Genomic DNA, 19,624 nt, shown 5'->3' with positions numbered 1-19,624 from the left:
AGGAGAACAGCCCCGCATGCGGAAGATACTCGTCGTTGGAGCCGGCCAGTCCGGTCTCCAGATCGCCCTCGGACTCCAGTCGCACGGGTACGAGGTCACCCTGATGTCGAACCGGACGGCGGACGAGATCCGCTCCGGCCGGGTCATGTCGACGCAGTGCATGTTCCACACGGCACTGCAGCACGAGCGCGATCTCCAGCTGAACTTCTGGGAGTCCCAGGCCCCGAAGATCGAAGGACTCGGCGTCTCGGTCGCGGCCCCCGGCTCGCACGACCCGGGTCCGACGCAGCGGGTGATCGACTGGGTGGGCAGGCTCGACGGGTACGCCCAGTCGGTGGACCAGCGGGTGAAGATGGCCGGCTGGATGGAGACCTTCGCACAGCGAGGCGGCCAGCTTGTCATCCACGGCGCGGCGGTCTCCGACCTCGACTACTTCTCCCGTACGTACGACCTGGTCCTGGTCTCGGCGGGCAAGGGCGAGCTGGTGTCCATGTTCGGCCGGGACGCCTCCCGTTCGCCGTACTCCGAGCCGCAGCGCGCCCTCGCCGTCTCCTACGTCCACGGCCTCGGCCCCCGCCCCGAGCATCCCGATCACGACGCGGTCCGCTGCAATCTGGTCCCGGGCGTGGGCGAGCTGTTCGTCATGCCGACGCTCACCACCTCCGGCCGCGCCGACATCCTCTTCTGGGAGGGCATACCCGGCGGCCCGCTCGACGTCTTCAACGGCGTCAAGGACCCGGCGGAGCACCTCTCCCTGACCCTGGAACTCATGGAGAAGTTCACGCCCTGGGAGTTCGAGCGGGCCCGGAAGGTCGAACTGACCGACGCGGGCGGCGTGCTGTCCGGCCGCTACGCCCCCACCGTCCGCAACCCCATCGGCCGGCTGCCCGGCGGCGGACTGGTCCTCGGCGTCGCGGACGTCGTCGTCGCCAACGACCCCATCACCGGCCAGGGCTCCAACTCCGCCTCCAAGTGCGCGGCTTCGTACCTCGCGTCGATCCTGGAGAACGGCGAGAAGGAGTTCGACGAGACCTGGATGCAGGCCACGTTCGACCGCTACTGGGACACCGCCCGGCACGTCACCAAGTGGACGAACGCGATGCTCGCCCCGCCGCCGGAGCACATCCTCAACCTGATCGGCGCGGCCGGCCAGCTGCAGCCGGTGGCCGACCGCTTCGCCAACGGGTTCAACGACCCGTCCGACTACGAGAACTTCTTCTACGAGCCCGAGAAGACCGCGGCTTACCTCGCGGAAGTGACCGGCTAGGCGCCCTTGTGGCGCCGGTCCGGACGCACGGCACCCAGGATCGGGAAGGACGCGACCGGCGAGACCTTGACCGTCTCGCCCGTCCGCGGCGCCTGGATCATCATGCCCTCGCCCAGGTACATCGCCACATGCGTGGCCTCCGGGAAGTAGATCACCAGGTCGCCCGGGCGCAGCTTCTTCAGCGGGATCCGCGGCAGCTGCGCCCACTGCTCCTGGCTGGTGCGCGGGATCGGCGTACCGGCCTTCGCCCAGGCCTGGGAGGTCAGGCCCGAGCAGTCGTACGACTTCGGGCCCTCGGCCCCCCACCGGTACGGCTTCCCGAGCTGCCGCACGGCGTAGCCGAGGGCCCGGGCGCCCTTCCGTGACGGACGGCGTTCGCCGCCCAGCACGCCGGACGCCATCAGCTGCCGCTGCGCCGCGGCGGTGCCCTTCTTCTCCAACTCGCCGAGCTCCGCCAGCTGCCCGGGGGTGAGGGAGGCGAGGAGCTCCTCGACGTCCTTCAGACGTGCCTGTACGTCGTCGCGGTCCTTCTTCTGCCGCTCGGCGAGGGCCAGTTGATCGTCGAGGGCCTTGTGCGCCGCACGGTCCAGCTCCCCGGCCTTCTTCTCGCTCGCGGTCAGCCGCCCGACCGCCTCGACCCGCTCCCGCGCCAACTGGCCGATCACATGCCCCTCGTCGAGCGCCTGCTGGGGGTTGCGCGCGAGCAGCAGACGTACGTAGGCGGAGATCTCGGTGCTGCCCTGGTACTGCTGTGTGGCCAGACGTCCCGCGGCGACCCGGCTGTCGTGCAGCGAGCGACGGGCGCCGGCCAGTTCGCGGTCGAGGCGAGCCACTTCCGCGCGCTGTTTCGTCAGCTTCTCCGCGGTGGCGTCGTAGGTCTCGGTGGCCTTCTCGGCCTCCCGGTACAGCCGCTGCAGATCCGTCAGCTGCTGGGCGACGGTACGCCCGCCGGGCTCCGCCCCGGGCACGGCCGCGGCGGGCGGCGGTACCAGGAGAGCGCCGGCGGCCATCGCCACCGAGCAGACCAGGCGCAGTAGCTTTCCTGACACATCATCACCTCCGGTGCGGGGCAGTCCCTCTGCTCCGCACCATCAGGTGTTGACGTCTCCGCGGCCGAAAACGCGCCGTGTGTGCGCTGGTCGGCGCAAGCCCGTCACCCGTCCGTGTCGTCCGGCTTGCGGCCCGGCGTGGCGTCTGGATCGGCGTCCGGCTTGGACCACGGCCACTTCAGCCGGTCGCTCGCCCTTCCCTCGGGGTCGTACTCGTACTTCCAGCCCTGCGGCAGCCCGAGCCGCTTGCTGTGGCCGCGCGGGACGCGCCGGTAGACGAGCACGGTGGGCGGGCCGCCGGCCGCGTCCGGCACGGGGATGCGGTACGTCTTGGGCGGGTGCCCGGTGGGGCCCACCAGGACCGGCAGCACCCGGCCGTCCATCGGCCCGCCCACGAACGGTGTCTCTTCGCTCTTCACGGCACCAGTCTCAGACATCCTCGGCCAGCGCCTGCACCAGCGTGGCGGTCTGCGGGTCCCGGGCCGCGGTCACCGAGAGGACGGCCACGAACTGCTCGACCAGCCAGTCCCGCAGTTCGTCGAGCGGCGGATGCTTGTCCTCGTCGAGCCAGATCAGGGAGGCCGCCTCGACCGCGGTGATCCACATCCGCACGGTCATACGCAGCAGCAGCCCGGGGTCCGGAACGTCCAGATGGCTCAGGATGTGCTCGGCGGCGGCCCGCCGCACTCCGTCCACGATGGCCGTCGTCCGGGACGTCTCCACCACGCTGCCGCCCTGCAGCAGCGCACTGAACCCGGCGTCGTGCTGGTCGACGAACGCGAGATACCGGTCCAGAGCGCGGGCCAGCCGGGGCAGCAGCGGCCCGATGCGCGCCTCGTCGAAGCACTGCTTCAGCTCGTCCGCGGCGGACCGCAGCGCCGCCTCGTACAGCTGCTGCTTCCCGCCGGGGAAGTACCGGTAGACGAGCGGTCGCGAGACCCCGGCCGCCTCGGCCACGTCGTCGAGGGAGACGTCCTCGGGGGCGCGGTGAGCGAAGAGGTTCAGCGCGGCTTCGAGCAGCTGGCTTCGCCGCTCCTCGACGCTGAGGCGACGGTAGGCGGGGGCGGAGGGGGTCATGCCTGGCAGGGTAGTCGGCCGGGTGCAGGTGCGTCGTGGCTGGTCGCGCCCACGCGGCGGAGCCGCATATGTCACAGCCCCGCGCCCCTTCAGGGGCGCGGGGAACTGCGCGAGCAACCCCCACCGGCTCGCACCCTGCACTCAAGCCAGCAGCCCCGAGCTCTTCCAAAGCCGTCGCCCGACACCCCGCAGCACACCGATGTCGTCCAAGAAGTCGGTCAACCTCTTCGCACCGGTCTGCATGACTTCCCTCCGGTGCCCGCTGCCGCGAACCTGCGCCATCGCCTCCCGCTTGTCCAGCCCGACGTTCGTGTACACCTCGGGGTTGACGAAGGCGACCGAGAACACCCGCGCGAACTCACCGGACGTCACCCTGGTGAACTCCTGCGACCACCGCGGCGCCGTCACCATCTGCCGCCGCAGCTCCTCCCGCGCGTACCGCACATGCCGGGCCTCCTCCACGACATGGATCCGCGTGACCCCCCTGATCAGCGGCTGCACCCGCTCGTCCGGGAACGTCAGCCGCTGCATCCAGTCGAGCACCTCCTCCCCGAGGAGGGTGGCCGTGAAGGACCCGGGCGTGGTCGAGATCGTCTTGAACAGCCGCCCCAGGTTCTGGTGCGCCCGGGCCACCGGATACCACGGCGCGTCCCCGCGCGAGATCAGCCGCGCGAACATCTTCGAGTGCCGGCACTCGTCCTCGATCTCGGTCAGCGCGTACCGCACGTGTGCGCTCGTCGCCGCCTTGTCGTAGATGTGCCGTACCAGCAGCTGCATGAGGATCAGCTCGAACCAGATGCCGAGGGAGGCCAGCGCGGCCGCCTCGTGCTGCGACAACAGGATCCGCTGCTCCTCGCCCATCCGCTTCCACAGGGGCGTGTCGTACAGCGAGACCAGCTCCGGCGGCCAGAACCACTTGCCCTCCTCGAAGGGCGCGTCCCAGTCCAGCTCCTTGTCGGGGTCGAAGGAGTGCTTGGCGGAGGAGGCGAGGAGCCGTTCGGCCACCTGTTCGCGGTCCTTGAGCAGCCCGAGCGCGTCGCGCAGACCGTCCAGCGCGTCGGCTTCCGTCAGGGTCGTCATCGTTCTCCCACCTCTGTTACCCGGGGTCACATCCTCCACCGCTTATGAGACTGCTTGTCAGCAAGCTCGTCAATCCCCTGTGCGCGACTTGTTGACCCGGCGTCTACCGCGTGTGAGCCTGCGAAGCATGCCGACTTACGACCTGTACGCCATGGACGCGGGAGACCCCCACTGGCAGGTGCCGGCGACGGGTGCGGCCCGCTTCGCCTGGGAGTACGACGACGGCCGCGACCGCCTGCTCGCCCTGTACCAGAAGGGCAAGGACAAGCAGTGGGACGGCCACAAGCGCATCGACTGGGATCTCGAGGTCGACCCGTACGACCCCCTCGGCACCCCCGACGAGTCCATGTCGCTCTACGGCACCAAGCACTGGGCCAGGATGAGCGACAAGGACAAGGGCGAGCTGCGCAAGCACTACGCCTCCTGGCAGTTCAGCCAGTTCCTGCACGGCGAGCAGGGGGCGATGATCTGCGCCGCCCGGATCGTGGAGTCGGTCCCCGACCTGGACGCCAAGTTCTACTCGGCGACCCAGACCATGGACGAGGCACGGCACGCGGAGATCTACGGCCGCTTCCTGCACGAGAAGATCGGGATGCTCTACCCGATCAACGACAACCTGCAGTCGCTGCTCGGCGACACCCTCCGCGACAGCCGCTGGGACATGCCCTACCTCGGCATGCAGGTCCTCATCGAGGGCCTGGCCCTGGCTGCCTTCGGCATGATCCGAGACACCACCGACAAGCCCCTCCCGAAGCAGATCCTCGCCTACGTCATGCAGGACGAGGCCCGGCACGTGGCCTTCGGGCGGATGGCGCTGCGCGACTACTACAAGCAGCTCACCGACGCCGAACTGCGCGAACGCGAGGAGTTCGTCATCGAGGGCTGCTACCTCATGCGGGACCGGCTGCGCGGGGTCGAGGTCCTGGAGAACTTCGGCATTCCGAGGGCCGAGGCGGAGGAGTACAGCGAACAGTCCGAATTCCTCGCGCTGTTCCGGCAGTTGCTGTTCTCCCGCATCGTCCCCTGCGTCAAGGACATCGGCCTGTGGGGCAAGCGGCTGCAGCAGGCGTACGCCGACATGGGGGTGTTCGAGATGGGCGACTCGAACCTGGACCTGTTGATGGCCCAGGACGAGGAGATCGCGGAACGGCTGGACGCGGAACGGTTCGCCGTGGAGGAGCAGGAACGGGTGGCCGAGGTGACGGACGCGATCGTGGCGGGCGCGGCCGCGGGCGAGAGCTAGACCGAGCACCCCAGGTCGTCCGGCACCTCCAGCGGCACCGGCTCGGCCCCCTGCGCGGGGAACGACGTCCGCAGCGTGAAGGCGTACGGCGTGGGTCCGTTCGCGCGCAGGTGCAGCAGCCGCTGCTCGGCCTCCGCGACGGTCGGCCGGTGGCCCGCCGGGACCCACCACAGGACCACCATCGCCTCCTGCACCCGCTCGAAGAACTCCCGGCGGCGGGCCAGCATCTCGCGGTGGCGGCCCTGGTACATGTACGCGGACAGGGCGTCGCTGTCGCGCCACACCGACATGTTGATGATCAGCCACTCGTCGCCGAAGACGGGTACGTCCGTGGCGTTGCCCGAGTCGCTCTCGAGCCGCCAGACGAAACCGTCCGCCGCGTCCGCGTCGGCGTTCACGGGGTCGAGGTTGTCGACGAAGTCCTTCAACTGCGGGGAGTCCAGAGGGGCTTTGAGGCGTCCGATGTTGACCTGGGCGAGTTGGTACGCGGCATCGGGTGTCGTCATGGACCGAACGATAGGTCGGGAGGGCGGGGTGATCCCAGACCCCGTCTCAGCATGTGAGCAATGTCCGCCTTTCACGGCGCTTCCACGACCTGCGTGAGTTCCTGTGCACCGGCTCCTTACGATGGAGAAACCCGGATCTGACCTGCCCGTCCGTAGTCTCGCGGGGCATGACGGGGAATGCATCGACCACCCTCCGACCGGCCTGGCTCCGCCTGCCCGCGCTGCCCGGCTGGAACTCCATCCGCGGCCGTATGGCCATCGTGCTGGCCGTCCCGACCTGCCTTCTGCTCGCCCTGACCGGGCTGGGCGTGGCGGGCAGGGCCTCCGACTGGTCCGCCGCCCGGGCAACCGAGGCGCACGTCGGCGTGCTGCTGAGGGTGCAGGACGTCGTACGGGAGGTGCAGCGCGAACGCGGGCTCACCAACGGGCTATTGGGCGGCGCCGAGGAGTACCGGGACGACGTGCGCAGGCAGCGGGAGCGGACCGACGCGGCGGAGGAGCGGCTGAGGGCGGCCCTCGCCGACGAGCGCGGGGACCTGCCCGGCGCCGCCGCCAGGGCCCTGGACACCGCCGAGCTTCCCCTCGCCGCGCTCACCTCGACCCGTACCGGCGTGGACGCCGGCACCGCCGACCGCACCGCCACCCTGAACAGCTACACCAAGGCCGTGACCGCCCTGATCGACGCCGAATCGGCCGGGGCGCCGGGCGGTGACGGCCGGATCGCCCAGGGGGTGCAGGCGCTCCAGGCGCTCGCCCGGGCCACCGAGGCCGTCGCCCTCGAACGCGGCTCCCTGAACGGCGTGTTCGCCGCGAAGCACTTCCGTTCCGGGGAGTACCTCGGCTTCACCGAGATCCGCGCCACCCGTGTGGCCGCCCTGGGCCAGTTCCGCCAACTTGCCGACAGGACGCAGGAGTCGGCGCTCGACAAGGCCTTCGCGACGGCCGCCGCCCGCCGGGTCTCCGGGTACGAGAAGCAGGCCGAGGCGGGCGCCGAAGGATCCGCCCTGTCCGTCGCCCCCGGCCGCTGGTGGGCCGACATGACCGCCCTCGTCGACGATCTGCACGGCGTGCAGAAGCAGGTGGGCGACGACGTACGGGCGTAGGCGGCGGCCACCGGCGACTCCGCCACCCGGGAGCTGATCGGCTACGTCTGCCTGGGCGCCCTGATCCTCGCCGTGGCCACCGCCCTCGCCGTCCTCTCCGCCCGCTCCATCACCCGCCCGCTCGGTGCCCTCGCCGACGAGGCGGACGCCGTTGCCGGCGACCGGCTGCCCGCCGCGGTCCGGCGCATCCAGCAGGCCGACCCGGACACCCCGCTGCCCGCGGAGGAGGGCGGCCCCGGGCTCCCGGGCAGCGCACGGGAGATCACCCGGCTCGCCGCCGCCCTGCGCAACGTCGAGCGCACCGCCGTCGGCCTCGCCGCCGAGCAGGCCGTGCTGCGCCGCAACAGCACCGAGTCCCTGGCCAGCCTCGGCCGCCGCAACCAGGCCCTGCTCAACCGCCAGCTCGGCCTGATCACCACCCTGGAGAGCCAGGAACTCGACCCGGACGCCCTCGGGGAGCTGTTCGAACTCGACCACCTCGCCACCCGTATGCGCCGCAACGCCGAGTCGCTGCTGGTGCTGGCCGGCGAGGAGTCCCCGGCCCGCTCCTGGTCCGGCACGATCGCCGTCGCCGACGTGGTGCGCTCGGCCGTCGCGGAGGTCGAACAGTACCGCCGGGTCGCCGCCGTCGACCTCGAACAGTGCCGCATCCGCGGCCATGCCGTCGCCGAACTCTCCCACCTCCTCGCCGAGTTGGTGGAGAACGCCCTCATGTTCAGCCCGCCCCAGCAGCCGGTCGAGATCTACGGCTGGCGGGACGGCACCGAGTACTGCCTCGCCGTCCTCGACCGGGGCATCGGCATGACCCGGGAACGGATGGCACAGGCCAACTCCCTGCTCAGCGGCCGCGGCGGCACACTCCTCACCACCCCCACCCGCTTCCTCGGCCACCACGTCGTCGGCGCCCTCGCAACCCGCCTTGGCGCCCATGTCGAACTGCGCCCCACCCAGGGCACGGGCGTCACGGCCTACGTGGGCCTGCCGGCGAAGCTGGTGCAGGAGCAGTCGTCAGCTGCTGTTGTCGGGTGACGAGTTCAGTACCGCCTGCATCACGTCACGGGCGATCGGTGCGGCCACCCCGCCCCCGGTGATGTCGTCGCGGTCCGCCGACGCGTCCTCCACCACCACAGCCACCGCGACCCTCGGCAGCACCTCGCGCCGGCTCTGCGCCCAGGACACGAACCAGGCGTAGGGCATGCCGGAGTTGCCGATGCCGTGCTGGGCGGTGCCGGTCTTGCCGCCGACGATCGCGCCGGGGATCGCGGCGTTCGTGCCGGTGCCCTCCGTCACGACGTCCTCCATCAGCTCCTTCATGACGTCGGCGGTCTCCGGACGCATCGCCTGGCGCACCGGGCGCGAGCCCGCCGTGGTCATCGTGGCGCCGTTGCCCGTGGTCGTCCGCTCCACCAGATAGGGCGAGCGCACCTGACCGCCGTTCGCCACGGCCGCCGCGACCATCGCCATCTGCAGCGGCGTGGCCCGCGTGTTGTACTGCCCGATCGACGACAGCGCGAGCTGCGCCCGGTCGACGTGGGTGTCGAAGGTGCTCGGCGCCACCGAGAAGGGGATCCGCAGCCGGGGGTCGTTGAAGCCGAAAGCCTTCGCCGCGGCCCCCATGTGCTTCACGCCCACATCCACGCCGAGCTTCGCGAACACCGTGTTGCACGACCACGCGAAGGCCTCCCGCAGCGGGGCGTCCTCGCAGCCGTCGCCCTCGTTCATCAGCATGGTCGTGGTACCCGGCAGCCGGTACGGGTCCGGCGACTCGGTCGGCCGGTCGATGTCCAGGACCACACCGGCGTCCAGCGCGGCCGCCGCGGTGACCACCTTGAACGTCGAACCCGGCGGATACGTCTGCCGCACCGCCCTGTTGAGCATCGGCTTGTCCGGATCGTCGTTCAGCCGGACCCAGGACCGCTCCGTCGCCGCGGCGTTCCCCGACAGCACGGCCGGGTCGTACGACGGACTCGACACCAGCGCCAGCACCCGCCCCGTCGTCGGCTCGATCGCTGCCACGGCACCCCTGCGCCCGTCGAGCCCCGCGTAGGCCGCCCGCTGCGCCGCCCGGTTGAGGGTCGTCACGACGTTGCCGCCTCGGCCCTGGGCGCGCGTGAGGTCACCCACCAGGGGGAACGGCGAGAGCATCGGGTCGGTGCCGGACAGCACCGAGTCCCCGGTGTGCTCCAGCAGCGTGGTGCCGTACACCTGTGAGGCGAAGCCGGTGACGGGCGCGTACAACGGGCCGTCCGTGTACGTCCGTTCGTAGCGGAGCTGCTCGCCGGAGTCCCGGGAGCCGGTGACGCTCTCTCCGTCGACCAGGATGTTGCCGCGCGGCCGCTCGTAACGGGCGATGGTGGCACGGCGGTTGGCGGGATTGTCGTCGAAGGACCTGGCGCTGAAGATCTGGATGCGGACGGCGTTGACGAGGAGCGCGACGAGGAGGAGGGCGCAGAAGAAGGCGGCGTGCCGGATGTGCCTCGCCATCAGGGCGCCACCTCCCCGTTGTACTGACGCCGTGCCGAATGGCTCACCCTGATCAGCAGCGCCACGATCGCCCAGTTGGTGACCAGCGACGAACCGCCCTGCGCGAGGAACGGCATCGCCATGCCGGTCAGCGGGATCAGCCCGGTCACACCACCCGCGATCACGAACACCTGCAGCGCCACGATCGAGGCCAGCCCGACCGCCAGCAGCCGGCCGAACGGGTCGCGCAGAGCGAGGCCGGCCCGGTAGCCGCGCTCCACGAGGAGGCCGTAGAGGAGGAAGAGCGCGGACAGGCCCGCGAGGCCCAGTTCCTCCCCGGCGGTCGCGAGGATGAAGTCGGACTTCGTGGCGAAGCCGATGAGGACCGCATGGCCGAGGCCCAGGCCCGTACCGAGGACGCCGCCCGCCGCGAAGGCGAACAGGGACTGCGCGATCTGGTTGGGGCCCTGTCCCGCCTCGATCGTCGCAAAGGGGTGCAGCCAGTCCTGGACCCGGCTGTTCACATGCGGTTCCAGCCAGCCGACGGCCGCCGCGCCCGCGGCGGCGAGCAGCAGCCCCACGGCGATCCAGCCGATGCGCCCGGTGGCGACGTACAACAGGACCACGAACAGCCCGAAGAACAGCAGCGAGGTGCCGAGATCGCGCTCCAGCACCAGCACACCGACACTCGCCAGCCAGATGGCGAGAATCGGACCGAGCACCCGGCCCGTGGGCAGCTGGACCCTCCGGAACCGCCACACCTGACGCCCGGTGTAGGCGAGCGCACTGCGATTGGCCGCCAGGTACGCGGCGAAGAACACCGCGAGCAGCACCTTCGCGAACTCGCCCGGCTGGATGGAGAATCCGGCGATCCGCACCCAGATCCGGGCGCCGTTCACGGCCGGGAAGAGGATCGGCAGCGCCAGCAGGAAGAGCGCGGCGACGACGAAGACGTACGCGTACCGCTGGAGCACCCGGTAGTCCCGGACCATCAGCACGAGCAGGATGAACAGGGTCACGCCCAGCGTGGACCACACGAGTTGCGCGGGGGCGGCCTGGTCATGGGGGGTCTCCAGGTCGAGCCGGTGGATCAGCACCAGACCGATGCCGTTGAGCAGCACCCCGATGGGCAGCAGCAGCGGGTCGGCGTACGGCGCCCGCATCCGCACCGCCCAGTGGGCGAGCAGCGCGAGCACGCCGAGCCCGGCGCCGTAACCGGCGGCGCCGGGCGGGACGGTGCCGTTCCTGGCGAGGCCCACGGCGCAGTAGCCGTACACACAGAGCAGTACGGCGACGACGATGAGGGCGAGTTCGACGCCACGGCGCCGGGGCAGGCGGGTCACAGGGGCCGGGGTGGCCGGGGTGTCCGCCTGTGCCACGGTGGGTCCGGCGTTGGTCATGTCCGGAACCTACCCAAATAGTCGGTCTTGTGATCTCAGGGCCTCAGCACCAGCGCGGTTCTTCGTGGCCGGTGACGCGGATGAAGCGGGCCGCGCCCCACGCCCAGGTGCCGTCCGGGAGGAGGTACCAGATGTTGTCGCCGTCGACGCGCTGGCCCGGGGTCTTGCAGAAGATGGAGACGACATCGCCCTCGTGGGCCACCCGGATCACCTGGCTGCCGCGGTTCGGCGCACTGCGCAGAAACAGCGTCTCCGCGGTGACCACACCCCGCGCGAGCCGGTCGTGGTGGTGTTCGTCCCCCTGGCCGAAGCCGGGGTCCCCGTCACCGCCGCCCCACTCGTCGTCCGCGAGGGCGGGCGAGACGGCCACGGAACTGACGAGAGCACAGGCGGCGGTGGCGGTGGCCAGGCGTATGAAGGTGGAGCGCAGGGACATGGGGGATACCTCCATGAACGGGGGCGAAGCTGACTATTCGCCACATGCCAGCCACATTAGGAGGAGGGGACTGGGCTCGCCTGTCACGCTGGTCCATAGGAGCGCCCCGACAGGGGCGCGGGGAACTGCGCGACAAGCCCCCACGGGCCCGCGCGCCACCAATGACCCGCAGCCCCGAGCTCTTGGTCAGTCACCCTGGCCGAGCGTCAAAATCGCAACCGCCCCACCATCAACGGCATTGGCGAACTCAAGCCGAGCCCCCAACACCTCCGCCTGCCCGACCGCAATGGTCAACCCAAGCCCGTGCCCCTTGGCACCCCCCTCGGTCCGGAACCGCTGCGGCCCATGCTCAAGGAGATAGTCGGGGTACCCGTCCCCGTGATCCCGTACGGTCACGACCGCCCCGTCCACTGTCAGAGACACCGGAGCCCGCCCGTGCTTGTGCGCATTGGCGACCAGATTCCCCAGCACGCGCTCCAGCCGCCGCCGGTCCGTCTCCACGCGGGCGTCCCGCACGACGACGACCTCCGTGTCGGTCCCCGACGCCCGCACCACCCGCGTGGCCAGCGCCCCCAGTTCCTCCGCGTCCAGCTCCAGCTGCTCCCGCCCGGTGTCCAGCCGGGAGATCTCCAGCAGATCCTCGGTGAGCGTACGCAGCGCGGCCACCCGGTCCCGTACCAGCTCCGTCGGCCGGCTCGGCGGCAGCAGCTCGGCCGCCGCGTGCAGCCCGGTCAGCGGGGTGCGCAGCTCGTGCGCCACGTCGGCGGTGAACCGCTGCTCGCTCAGCAGCTTGCCCTGCAGCGAGGCCGCCATCGAGTCCAGCGCGGCGGCCACGGCGGCCACCTCGTCCTGGGGGTGCGTCGGATCCTTCGTACGGGGGTCGCCGACGCGGGCGTCCAGGTCGCCGGCGCTGATCCGCCGGGCCACCTGCGCCGTGGCGTGCAGCCGCCGTGTCACCCGGGTCACCGCGAACGCGCCCACCAGCAGCGTCACCGTGATCGCCAGGCCCGAGGACCACAGGATCGACTGGTCGAGCGCGGCGATCGTACGGGACTGCTGCGAGTAGTCGACCTCGACGGCAAGCGCCCTGTTCCGGTCCGCGGGACCCGCCGCCCACATCGTGGGACGGCCGTGGTGCTCGGAGACCATCGTGCCGCGGTCCCCGTCCGCCGCCAGTTCCCGCAGCGCCCTCGGCAGCCCCGGGGGATCGACGCCGGCGCCCGGCAGCAGCGAGTCCCCGGCCTCGTACGCCTTCGTCGCGTCCGTCAGCCGCGACAGCGCGAGGTTGCGGGCCTGGCCGACGGTCTGGTTCGTCACCGACACATGCACGAGCACGCCGAGCAGCGCGGCGAGCGCACAGCACATCACCGTGATGAAGACGGCGGCCTTCAGAGCGAGCGTGCCGGTCCACTGGGGGAGCGCGAGCCTCGTCATGGGGTCGCCGAGGGGGAGGCGGAGGGTGATGCGGAGGGGTGCGACAGGCGCTCGCGCTTGCCGATGTGCAGCATCTCGTCGTGGGTGAGCAGCATCACGCGCTGGTTGGGGTCCCAGGTCCACTGGAAGCGGTACTCGTAGTCGACGAGATCGGACGGCGCGTGGATGATCACGGAACGCCCGGCCAGCTCGACACCGCTCACCGCGTCGTTGTTCGACATGACCTGGACCACCCGGCCCGCCTCGACGGTGTAGACGCGCACGGCCGTCTGGTTGCCGGGCAGCAGCCGGAAGCCCAGCGTCATGTCGGCGCGCCCGTCACCGGTGACATCCCGGTAGTACGCCTTGAGCAGCGGGCACTTCGGGTTCGCCGGCCGCTTGCCGCAGTAGGCCATACGGCGGGCCGTGTCGCGGTACGGCGCCTTGGAGCCGGAGTAGTCGGACGGGTGCTGGGACATCTCGGCCCTGACCACGGCCACCGGGTCCACCTTGCGGATGTCGTCGTCCGGGGCCGTGATGCCCTTCATGACTTCGGACTCGCCGTTGTCGTAGTCCCAGGCGGGACTGGCCGCCGGACTCAGGCCGGGCCACAGCTTGTCCGGGCTGGTCGCGGTCGGGGTAGACCCGGCGCCCTGCAGTCCGCCCGCGTCACCGCAGCCCGCCGCCAGCAGGGCGAGGAGGGCTGTGGCGAGGGCTGTGCATGCGGCGCGAGTGCGGAGCACTGTACTCCTGTGGCTGAGAACCATCGGTGACCCGGTACACCCTATTCGTCCGGCGAAACGATTACCTCGCTACTCGGCTACCTGGCGATACGGCTGCTCAGCGACCTGATCACCCGGCTGTTCGGCACCGCACGGCTGCTCGGCACCGCCCTGCTACTCGGCGAGCTCCTCCAGCAGCCGTGCCGTGGACAGCCCTGCCCGCAGATAGTCCACGAACAGTTCGTTGTGCAGCGCCCAGGGGGAGCGGCGGGACCGTATCAGCCGTATCGCGTCCTCGGTGGCGTGCCCCCGGCGGACCAGGGCGTGCGCGATGACCAGCCCCGAGCGGTTGTATCCGTGATAACAGCGGACGAGGACCTTGCGGCCCTCGTCCAGTGCCTCGCCCGCGGCCTGCGCCAGGCGCATCACCCCCGCGAGCTGGGTGCCGTCCAGCGGCCCGTCCGGTATCGCCCACACATGGTGCTCCACACCGGGGTCGGGCCCGTGCCCCGGCAGTCTCAGCAAGGTCTGTACGAGATCGAACTCGCCCCGCACGACAGCGAACTCCAGTTGCCCGGTGCGACCCCTGAACTCGTGCCCGCCCATCCACAGTCCGGGCACTATCTCGCTCCACGGACTGTCCGGAGCCGGTACGTCGGGCTGCTTCCTGCGGGTACGCAATCAGGCCTCCCCAAGCGCCGCTTCCGTGGAGCCCAACTCCTCGTCAAAGGTAGCCGGGTTCTTGCCCGGGGAGCACCCCGCCTGTTCCCATGGTCAAGGGGTGATGGTGCATGACCGGACTGCGTGTCGTACCGTCCTGGCGGCACGGCCAGGAGCGGCTCTACGTATGCCTCACGGACGGGCGGAACGTCGCCTGGTACGACAGGGAGGCCGCCAGGGTCAACCTGCTCAGTGAGGACGAGAGGGAGGACGTGCTGCAGGCTCTGGGCCCCTTCCTCACCGGCCCGGTGACCGTCGGCCCGCCGCCGGTACCGACCCCGGCCGAGCTGGCCCGGCTCTCCCTCCACCCGGACGACGACCTGGCGCCCAACCGCCCCGGCGAGGCGCTGCTGGTCGCCCTGGACCGGGAACCCGGGCCGCCGCACCGGCTGCGTCCGGACCCCCGTCGCCGGGCGCTGGCGGCGGAACAGGCGGTCGGCGAGGCCCTGGACCGCCTCGACGGCGCGGGCTGGCACGCCCTGCACTCGATCCCGCTGCCCGGCGGCGACCGCATCCACCACCTGGCGATCGGCCCGGGCGGCCTGTTCGCCGTCCATACGGTGTACGCCCGTAAGCAGAAGGTGACGGTCGCCGACCCCATGGTCACCCTGGGCCGCCGCGAACCCCACCCGCTGCTGCGCCGCGTCCGCGCGGACGCCGACCGGGCCTCGTACGCCCTGACGGCCGAGGTCCACCCGGTCCTGGCCCTAGCGGAGCCCGCGGACGTCGCTGTCCCGGCCCCGCTGCGCGAGGTCCGCGTCCTGAAGGACACGGAGCTGGAGGGCCTGGCCCGCCTCGGCGGTGTGCTGAAGCCGGCGGACGTGGAGGTGCTGCATGCGATGGCGCGGGACCGGGGGACCTGGACGCGGGTGTGACGGCGGCCGGGCAGTGTTTTGCAGCCTGTCCGGCGCTTGAGGACGAGGCCGTTGTCCTTCAGCCTGTCCGGCGCTTGAGCGCGAGGCCGTCGTTCTTCAGCCCGTCCGGCGCTTGAGGACGAGGCCGTAGTTCTTCAGCCTGTCCGGCGCTTGAGCGCGAGGCCGTCGTTCTTCAGCCCGTCCGGCGTTTGAGGACGAGGCCGTTCAGGCCGAAAGCGGGGGTCTGGGGGCGCAGCCCCCAGGGACGGCTGCCCCCGGGGTCCCCGGACAGCGGACTCAGGGCAGCGGCGCCGCACCGGCAGGGTCGAGCAGCGGGGCGAGCAGATCGCCGTAGTCCTGGAGACGGGGCGCGAGGTCGGGTGCCTGGAAGCTGAGCTGGGCGGGTGACCCGCACTCCTCGACCTCGGTCCAGGTGACGGGCGCGGAGACGGTGGGTTCGGTCCGGGCGCGCAGGGTGTAGGGCGTGGCGGTGGTCTTCCGGGCGGCGTTCTGGCTCCAGTCGACGAAGACCTTCCCGGGCCTGAGGCTCCGGGTCATCCGGTGCAGGGCGAGCCGGGGCATGGCCCGCTCGGCCTCGACGGCGAGCTGCTTGGCGTACTCGCTCACCTGCTCGGACGGGGTGGGCCGTACCGCTGCGAGCAGGTGCAGCCCCTTGGAGCCGGAGGTCTTGGCGAAGGCGCCGATGCCGTCGGCCGCGAGCCGTTCCCGCAGCCAGAGGGCGACCTCACAGCAGTCGACGACGGTCGCGGGCGCCCCTGGATCGAGATCGAAGACGATCCGGTCGGCGACACCGGCGTCCTGGACGACCCACTGCGGCGTATGGAACTCGGTGACGAGATTCGCGGCCCACATCAGGCTCGCCAGGTCCTGTACGAGCACCATTCGCGCCGGCCCCTCCATCCGCGGCACCTCGGCGGTGGTGACCCAGTCGGGCGTACCGGGGGGCACGTTCTTGGCGAAGAACACCTGTCCGCCCGGCCCGTCGGGATAGCGCAGGAAGGAGACGGGCCGGTCGCGGAGGTGGGGGAGCAGGTGGTCTGCGGTGGTGGCGTAGTAGTGCAGCACCTCACCCTTGGTGAACCCGGTCGCGGGATACAGCACCTTCTCGAGGTTGCTGAGCGCGAGCCGTCGCCCCTCCACCTCTGTGATCGGCGTCATACGATGAGAATCTCACGCAAACTGCAATGAAACCGAGTGAATGCTGCAAATAGATCAAAACCGACCGAAAGGGTGCTGCACGTGCGATCCATCTGGAACGGCGCCATCTCGTTCGGCCTGGTCAGCATCCCGATCAAGCTGGTGAACGCCACCGAGAGCCACTCGATCTCCTTCCGCCAGATCCATGTGGAGGACGGCGGCCGCATCCGCTACCGCAAGGTCTGCGAACTGGAGGACAAGGAGGTCAGCGGGGCGGAGATCGGCAAGGGCTACGAGGACGCCGACGGCACGATCATCCCGATCACGGACGAGGACCTGGCCCATCTGCCGCTTCCCACGGCGAAGACGATCGAGATCGTGGCGTTCGTTCCGGCGGACAGCATCGACCCCCTCCAGATGGACGCGGCGTACTACTTGGCGGCGGGCGGCGCCCCGGCGGCGAAGCCGTACACGTTGCTCCGTGAGGCCCTGAAACGAAGCAACAAGGTGGCGATCGCCAAGTTCGCCCTGCGCGGCAGGGAACGGCTGGGCATGCTGCGGGTGGTGGAGGACGCCATCGCCATGCACGGCCTCCTGTGGCCGGACGAGGTCCGTGCCCCCGAGGGGGTGGCCCCTGACGCAAAGGTCAGCATCAACGACAAGGAACTGGACCTGGCGGACGCCCTGATGGACACCCTGGGCGGGATCGAGCTCGACGAACTCCACGACGAGTACCGCGAGGCGCTGGAGGAGGTCGTAGCCGCAAAGGCGGCCGGCGAGGCCCCACCGGAGGCCCCGGAACCGGCGGCGGGCGGCAAGGTCCTGGACCTCATGGCAGCACTGGAAAAGAGCGTGAAGGCCGCCAAGGAGTCGCGCGGCGAGGAGGAACCGGCAGAGGTCAGACGCCTCCCGCCCCGCAAGTCGGCCCGAACGGCCCCGAAACAGGCAGGCGGAAAGAAGTCGACGTCCACGGCCAAGAAGACAACCGCAAAGAAGACGACGGCGTCTGCCTCAGCAAAGAAGACCACGGCGAAGTCGACGCAGGGAACGAAGAAGACGGCAGCAAAAAAGACCCCGGCAAAAAAGACAACACCCCGCAAACGCACGGCCTGACACCGACACCGCTCCACTCCGTCGCGGAGCTCGAATCCTGCTGACGGTGGCGCGGGGCCCGCAGAGTGCGGTGAGGTCTTCAAGAGGCGAGGCTCCTCGGCCTCCCGCCGGCTGTCGCGGCCTCGCCGCTGGCGAGTAGACCGTACGACCTTCGACACTCGGCCCTGTCGACGTGGCTCAATGCGGGCGTCGATCCCACCGAGGTTGCCGAGCGCGCTGGCAACAGTGTTGAGGTCCTGCTGATCCGTTATGCGAAGTGCGTCGACGGACGGCAGGACGTCGCAAACCGGCGCATCGAGGACCTGCTGCGCGAGTACGGCTGACACCACCACATGGTGTTCGAGGCCCCTGGCATCCTGCCCGGGGCCTCGTCGGCTTCGGGCTACCAAGTGTGGCGAGGTTCTAGGTGGCCTGGCCCCGCTCCGCGCCGAGTTGTTCCGCGAGTCTGTTACGTGCCCTTTCGAGTGCGGCGAGCCTCTGCATCCGAGTCTGGTCGAAATTGGGTTCGGCCTCGACGCCGAGTTCGTGTCGCAGTGTGATTCGCAGCAGGTAGACGCCGTCGGACAATGGGCCCCGGAACCATGTCTTGGCCCGCTGAAACGCACTGCTGGGTTCCGGACTGCTCGGCAACTGCTTGACGACGGAGTACCCGAGTCCAAGCGACCTGTTGAGGGCAGAGGCCACCTCCAGGACATCACTCCCCAGCGCCATCTGGGCCTGGGAATATTGCTCGGCCCAGGCCTCCTTAGCAGCGTCGAGTAGTGCCGGGTTGACGCTCTCACCACGTTCGGCGGCTTCAACAGCGTCTCGGGCAGCTACGCGGTAAGCGCGAGCCGTGGTGTTCAGTTGGGCGTAGAGATCCCGCTTGGCTTGTAGCGCCTGTTCGCTGCGCTGCTGCTCCTGTTCGCGGTCAGCCCGCTGGTTCTGCTCCGCTGCTTCGGCCCGGCTGGCACGCTGGCTGAGCATCGCCCCGCCTAAGGTCCCGCCGAGCGTGCCTGCGACGCTGATGAGCGTCACGGCGAGTGTGGTCATGTCCACGAAATCCCCCAACTCGTCCATTCGCCGGCCTACGGGCAGGGGCTGAAGGACAACCCGTCGCCCGTCGTCTGCTCGACTCTAACGAGCCCCTTCACCTGCGGCGACGCTCCAAGATCCCGTCCACGCCTCGTCCACAGACCCCGACATACCGCCGCTCCGGGCGGCACACGCCTGCACATACGCGAAGACCCCGGCCTCAGCGTTTCCGCTGGTGACGGGGTCTTTGGGCACCTCATACAGGGTGCCCCCGGCAGGATTCGAACCTGCGCACACGGCTCCGGAGGCCGTTGCTCTATCCCCTGAGCTACGGGGGCGTGGTCGCTGCGCTGTGTGCGCGGCGACGGGTAGAACACTACCAGTTCATCCGGGGTGTTCATGAACGGGTTTCCGGGGGCGCCCGTCGCCGTGGCGGATGGTGGAGGGGCGTCCCCCGCAAGGGCCGGAAGTGGGGAAAACCCGGACGCGGTGGCCGGTCCGGACCTACTCTCGAGTTGTGCCAGGCGCGTCGGGCCGGGTGCTTGTTGTGGACGACAACAAGGTCATCCGGCAGCTGATCAGGGTCAATCTCGAGCTGGAGGGTTTCGAGGTGGTGACCGCGGCTGACGGTGCCGAGTGTCTGGATGTCGTTCATCAGGTGCGGCCCGATGTCGTGACACTCGATGTCGTGATGCCCCGGCTGGACGGTCTGCGGACCGCCTCCCGGCTTCGTTCCGATCCGCTGACCCGTGACCTTCCCCTCGTCATCGTCAGCGCCTGCACCTCGTACGAGATCGAGACCGGGCTGGATGTGGGGGTCGACGCGTTTCTCGCCAAGCCCTTCGAGCCTGGCGAACTCGTGCGCCTCGTGCAGCAGTTGATCGAGCGGAGGAGGAGTGCGAGGGGCCGGGGAGAGGGCGGTGAGCCCGGGCTCGGGAGTGTTCTCGGGTTCGGCGAGACCGAGCGGGCCGGGCGGGCCGGCGGCTGACCCGGGCGGAGGTCCTCC

20 protein-coding genes, 1 tRNA gene and 1 pseudogene are annotated in these 19,624 nt (G+C 70.3%); 8 read left to right on the top strand and 14 right to left on the bottom strand.

From position 1 onward, the window contains the following. Positions 1-16 precede the first annotated feature (16 nt). On the top strand, positions 17-1,267 hold the full coding sequence (locus tag ACWCRD_RS31545) for a styrene monooxygenase/indole monooxygenase family protein (RefSeq protein ID WP_450969153.1): 1,251 nt from the start codon (positions 17-19) through the stop codon (positions 1,265-1,267). On the opposite strand, the gene ACWCRD_RS31540 is transcribed toward ACWCRD_RS31545, so the two are convergent. From ACWCRD_RS31540 to ACWCRD_RS31525, 4 genes are all read right to left on the bottom strand, one after another. Continuing rightward, positions 1,264-2,316 (bottom strand): NlpC/P60 family protein, encoded by a 1,053-nt coding sequence (locus ACWCRD_RS31540; protein ID WP_450969152.1) that lies wholly within the window; start codon positions 2,314-2,316, stop codon positions 1,264-1,266. The genes ACWCRD_RS31545 and ACWCRD_RS31540 overlap by 4 nt on opposite strands. A 104-nt stretch (positions 2,317-2,420) precedes the next feature. After that, entirely contained in the window at positions 2,421-2,735 is a 315-nt protein-coding gene (locus ACWCRD_RS31535) for a hypothetical protein (protein ID WP_450969151.1), read from the bottom strand. A gap of 10 nt (positions 2,736-2,745) precedes the next feature. Further along, the gene (locus tag ACWCRD_RS31530) at positions 2,746-3,393 is read right to left on the bottom strand and encodes a TetR/AcrR family transcriptional regulator (protein ID WP_450969150.1); all 648 of its coding nucleotides are present in this window, start codon (positions 3,391-3,393) and stop codon (positions 2,746-2,748) included. Between the two features lie 141 nt (positions 3,394-3,534). Continuing rightward, positions 3,535-4,473: an AurF N-oxygenase family protein gene (locus tag ACWCRD_RS31525; protein ID WP_450969149.1), complete on the bottom strand. Its 939-nt coding sequence runs from the start codon at positions 4,471-4,473 to the stop codon at positions 3,535-3,537. A 127-nt stretch (positions 4,474-4,600) separates the two neighbouring features. Between ACWCRD_RS31525 and ACWCRD_RS31520 the strand changes: the two genes are divergently transcribed. After that, positions 4,601-5,716 (top strand): ferritin-like domain-containing protein, encoded by a 1,116-nt coding sequence (locus ACWCRD_RS31520; protein WP_450969148.1) that lies wholly within the window; start codon positions 4,601-4,603, stop codon positions 5,714-5,716. On the opposite strand, the gene ACWCRD_RS31515 is transcribed toward ACWCRD_RS31520, so the two are convergent. Next, positions 5,713-6,222 carry a DUF3291 domain-containing protein gene (locus ACWCRD_RS31515; protein ID WP_450969147.1) on the bottom strand — a complete coding sequence of 170 codons (510 nt, stop codon included), beginning with the start codon at positions 6,220-6,222 and terminating at the stop codon, positions 5,713-5,715. The two genes, ACWCRD_RS31520 and ACWCRD_RS31515, sit on opposite strands and share 4 nt — an antisense overlap. A 167-nt stretch (positions 6,223-6,389) precedes the next feature. Between ACWCRD_RS31515 and ACWCRD_RS31510 the strand changes: the two genes are divergently transcribed. Then, positions 6,390-7,325 (top strand): nitrate- and nitrite sensing domain-containing protein, encoded by a 936-nt coding sequence (locus ACWCRD_RS31510; RefSeq protein WP_450969146.1) that lies wholly within the window; start codon positions 6,390-6,392, stop codon positions 7,323-7,325. Between the two features lie 72 nt (positions 7,326-7,397). Next, the gene (locus tag ACWCRD_RS31505) at positions 7,398-8,354 is read left to right on the top strand and encodes a sensor histidine kinase (RefSeq protein WP_450969145.1); all 957 of its coding nucleotides are present in this window, start codon (positions 7,398-7,400) and stop codon (positions 8,352-8,354) included. Here ACWCRD_RS31505 and ACWCRD_RS31500 read toward each other — a convergent pair. From ACWCRD_RS31500 to ACWCRD_RS31475, 6 genes are all read right to left on the bottom strand, one after another. Further along, on the bottom strand, positions 8,334-9,809 hold the full coding sequence (locus tag ACWCRD_RS31500) for a penicillin-binding transpeptidase domain-containing protein (protein WP_450969144.1): 1,476 nt from the start codon (positions 9,807-9,809) through the stop codon (positions 8,334-8,336). The genes ACWCRD_RS31505 and ACWCRD_RS31500 overlap by 21 nt on opposite strands. Beyond that, on the bottom strand, positions 9,809-11,188 hold the full coding sequence (locus ACWCRD_RS31495; RefSeq protein WP_450969143.1) for an FtsW/RodA/SpoVE family cell cycle protein: 1,380 nt from the start codon (positions 11,186-11,188) through the stop codon (positions 9,809-9,811). Before ACWCRD_RS31495 ends, ACWCRD_RS31500 begins: the two co-directional genes overlap by 1 nt. Before the next feature lie 43 nt (positions 11,189-11,231). Beyond that, complete coding sequence (locus tag ACWCRD_RS31490) at positions 11,232-11,624, bottom strand: SH3 domain-containing protein (RefSeq protein ID WP_450969142.1); 393 nt, start codon at positions 11,622-11,624, stop codon at positions 11,232-11,234. Positions 11,625-11,810: 186 nt separating this feature from the next. Next, entirely contained in the window at positions 11,811-13,058 is a 1,248-nt protein-coding gene (locus tag ACWCRD_RS31485; protein WP_450969141.1) for an ATP-binding protein, read from the bottom strand. Beyond that, entirely contained in the window at positions 13,055-13,780 is a 726-nt protein-coding gene (locus ACWCRD_RS31480) for a hypothetical protein (protein ID WP_450969140.1), read from the bottom strand. The genes ACWCRD_RS31485 and ACWCRD_RS31480 overlap by 4 nt, the downstream gene beginning before the upstream one ends. 153 nt (positions 13,781-13,933) lie before the next feature. Continuing rightward, positions 13,934-14,440, bottom strand: a complete 507-nt coding sequence (locus ACWCRD_RS31475) for a protein-tyrosine phosphatase family protein (RefSeq protein ID WP_450969139.1) — start codon at positions 14,438-14,440, stop codon at positions 13,934-13,936. Between the two features lie 110 nt (positions 14,441-14,550). Here ACWCRD_RS31475 and ACWCRD_RS31470 point away from each other — a divergent pair, with 110 nt between their 5' ends. Further along, on the top strand, positions 14,551-15,354 hold the full coding sequence (locus tag ACWCRD_RS31470) for a nuclease-related domain-containing protein (protein WP_450969138.1): 804 nt from the start codon (positions 14,551-14,553) through the stop codon (positions 15,352-15,354). 276 nt (positions 15,355-15,630) lie between these two features. Here the strand turns inward: ACWCRD_RS31470 and ligD are convergent, their stop codons facing one another. Beyond that, a complete protein-coding gene (gene ligD / locus ACWCRD_RS31465) occupies positions 15,631-16,512 on the bottom strand; it encodes a non-homologous end-joining DNA ligase (RefSeq protein ID WP_450969137.1) in 882 nt (293 codons plus the stop codon). A gap of 81 nt (positions 16,513-16,593) precedes the next feature. Between ligD and ku the strand changes: the two genes are divergently transcribed. Together ku and ACWCRD_RS31455 are read left to right on the top strand one after the other, a co-directional pair. After that, positions 16,594-17,604, top strand: coding sequence for a non-homologous end joining protein Ku (ku, locus tag ACWCRD_RS31460; RefSeq protein WP_450969136.1), 1,011 nt, complete (start codon positions 16,594-16,596; stop codon positions 17,602-17,604). A gap of 80 nt (positions 17,605-17,684) precedes the next feature. Further along, positions 17,685-17,927, top strand: a pseudogene (locus tag ACWCRD_RS31455) (tyrosine-type recombinase/integrase); the annotation flags it as partial. Between the two features lie 79 nt (positions 17,928-18,006). Here the strand turns inward: ACWCRD_RS31455 and ACWCRD_RS31450 are convergent. Together ACWCRD_RS31450 and ACWCRD_RS31445 are read right to left on the bottom strand one after the other, a co-directional pair. Then, positions 18,007-18,636, bottom strand: coding sequence for a hypothetical protein (locus tag ACWCRD_RS31450; RefSeq protein WP_450969135.1), 630 nt, complete (start codon positions 18,634-18,636; stop codon positions 18,007-18,009). Between the two features lie 248 nt (positions 18,637-18,884). After that, positions 18,885-18,956 (bottom strand) — tRNA-Arg (locus ACWCRD_RS31445). Between the two features lie 200 nt (positions 18,957-19,156). On the opposite strand from ACWCRD_RS31445, the gene ACWCRD_RS31440 reads away from it, so the two are divergent. Then, positions 19,157-19,606, top strand: a complete 450-nt coding sequence (locus tag ACWCRD_RS31440; protein ID WP_450969277.1) for a response regulator — start codon at positions 19,157-19,159, stop codon at positions 19,604-19,606. Positions 19,607-19,624 lie beyond the last annotated feature (18 nt).

Source organism: Streptomyces sp. NPDC002092, assembly GCF_053593775.1.
Note: the sequence above shows the minus strand (reverse complement) of the source record. Positions and strands in the feature narration are given on the sequence as shown.